2 protein-coding genes are annotated in these 2250 nt (G+C 51.6%); one reads left to right on the plus strand and one right to left on the minus strand.

Going from position 1 to position 2250, the window contains the following annotated elements:
- A partial coding sequence (locus QUA83_RS22505) for a calcium-binding protein (protein ID WP_445301799.1) occupies nucleotides 1-1398 on the plus strand: 1398 nt, incomplete at its 5' end.
- A 96-nt stretch (nucleotides 1399-1494) separates the two neighbouring features.
- Here QUA83_RS22505 and QUA83_RS22510 read toward each other — a convergent pair.
- Entirely contained in the window at nucleotides 1495-2190 is a 696-nt protein-coding gene (locus tag QUA83_RS22510; RefSeq protein WP_333295951.1) for a rhomboid family intramembrane serine protease, read from the minus strand.
- Between the last annotated feature and the right edge of the window lie 60 nt (nucleotides 2191-2250).

Consider the following 2250-nt stretch of genomic DNA (forward strand, 5'->3'; position numbering starts at 1 on the left):
ACAAGTCCGAATCCAACTCCAACAACGGGGACATTGCCGACACAGGTTCCGAGTCCGAGTCCGAGTCCGACTTCGGGCGCGACAAGTCCGAGTCCGAGCCCTTCGATCGTCCCCACTCCAACTGCGGCGCCCCCAACTCCTCCGCCTTTGGGCGGGGGGCCGAGCCCGCCGAGTTTTACATCTCCGACTCCTAACCAGCCGCCGATCGTGGAAGCGGGCAAGACAGTGACCGGTTTGCAGAATTTGCCTCTGTCTCTGAGCATTTCGGCGCCCAGCGACCCGGAGGGCGATCCACTGTCGATCGCGGTAGTCGGACTTCCAAATCCTACTTTTGGTCAGGTAATTACGGGTACGAGCCCCCTCACCGTGAACCAAAAGTTAACCGTTCAGGATTTACTCGGGCTGAAATTCCAACCTGGAACAAACGCGATCGGGCAAGCCGGTTCTTTCAGCTACAGCGTAGCTGACGACCAAGGTGGCACGGCAGCAGGGTCAGTGGCGATTAACATCAATTCTTTCGATACCTCCGTAACTGTTCCAACTATTCTGTCGCCGATTGCTGTCGATGACGGCATCGTATTTACCAATACGAATAATTTGCTGCCCACTTTCATCGACGTGCTGGCCAACGATTCCAGCCCGCAAAAAGGGACGCTCAACATTATCAATGTCAGCACACCACAACTGGGGGTAGCTGTAAATCTTGTCTCTCAAGTGCAATTCATCCCCGGCAACGTAGCGGGTACAACTGCTTTCACCTACAGCGTCAGCGACGGATTCGGGACAATTCCGGGCGTAGGTACTGTCACCGTTCAAATCTTGCCGGCTGATAGCGGGCCTAACAATTTGGTTGGGGGTTCTTTGCCGGACAATTTGGACGGTTTGGCGGGCAGCGATACTATTGATGGTCAAGGTGGCAACGATACGATTAACGGCGGTTTGGATAACGACGTGCTCGTAGGGGGCCTCGGCGCAGATACCATGACAGGGGGCGGCGGCAACAATCAATTCCGCTATACCAGCCCTGCACAAGGTGGGCCGGCTTTTGATGCGGCTTCTTCGGCGGCGATCGAGGCTGCGATCGCGGCGGGCGGATACGATGTGATTACTGATTTTAGCGGTCTCGGTGTGCCGATCGCCGATCAGTTTAATTTTGCCCCCGGATTTGCGAATCTTAGCGGTAACACCCAAGTTCTGCTGAATGTGCAGACAACTGTTTCTGCAAATATTCTGGGAGGAAGTGCTTTCTTGTTTGCCTACGATTCCGGCGGCAATACTTACATCATTTATGACGGCAATGGCAATAACCTCACCGCCAGCGATTCTCGCATTTTGGCGAAGTTAAATGGTGTAACTGGGGTTTCTGCTCTTTCGGAATTTGACTTGACGTTTATCTAGGAAGATAATAGGTTTGAAACCGCAGATTAACGCAGATTAACGCCGATTTTGTTGGCAGTTTATCTGCGTTAATTTGCGTTCATCGGCGGTAAAAAATTAAATCTGATTATCTTCAGAAAAAAGTCCCAACAAAGGGCCGAGAATAGCGCCGAAAACAAAGCCGCCAGCGTGGGCCCAGTAGGCAACTCCCCCGGATTCCATGCCGACACTTGCCGGGGCATTCAAGGAAGCCAGGCCGCTCAATGCTTGCTGTGCAAACCAAAATCCTAGAAAGAAGAAAGCGGGGACTCTGACAGTGGTAATAAAGATGCCCAAGGGCAGCAGTGTCAGAACTTTGGCTTGGGGATATCTGAGAATGTAAGCTCCCATCACGCCGGCGATCGCGCCGCTAGCACCCAGGGACGGAATGGCAGATGCGGACGAAAAAAACCACTGAGTTAGTGATGCTAAAACGCCGCAAGTAAGGTAAAATATTATAAATTTGACGTGTCCTAAACGGTCTTCTACGTTGTTGCCAAAAATCCACAAAAATAACATATTTCCGGCAATGTGGAGAAAGCCTGCGTGCAGGAATTGGGAGCTAATTAGTGTCGTCCATTCGGGAAATGGCGAAACGGGCAGAGCAACCCGACACATATTGCTTAACTGGCAAGGAATTACGGCCCAAGAGTAGAAAAATTCGGTTAATTGTCGATCGCCCAAACTGAGTTCGTACAAAAATACTAATATGTTTGCGGCAATCAGCCCGTAGGTGACGTAGGGAGTGATAGTAATGGGCTGGCGGGGTGACAACTCCGCCGCAACCGAGATAGAGTGAGGTGTTGACCAACTTGTGGTAAAAAAAGATAGGTC

This window comes from Microcoleus sp. K1-B1, from assembly GCF_036704705.1.
GTDB lineage: Bacteria > Cyanobacteriota > Cyanobacteriia > Cyanobacteriales > Microcoleaceae > Microcoleus.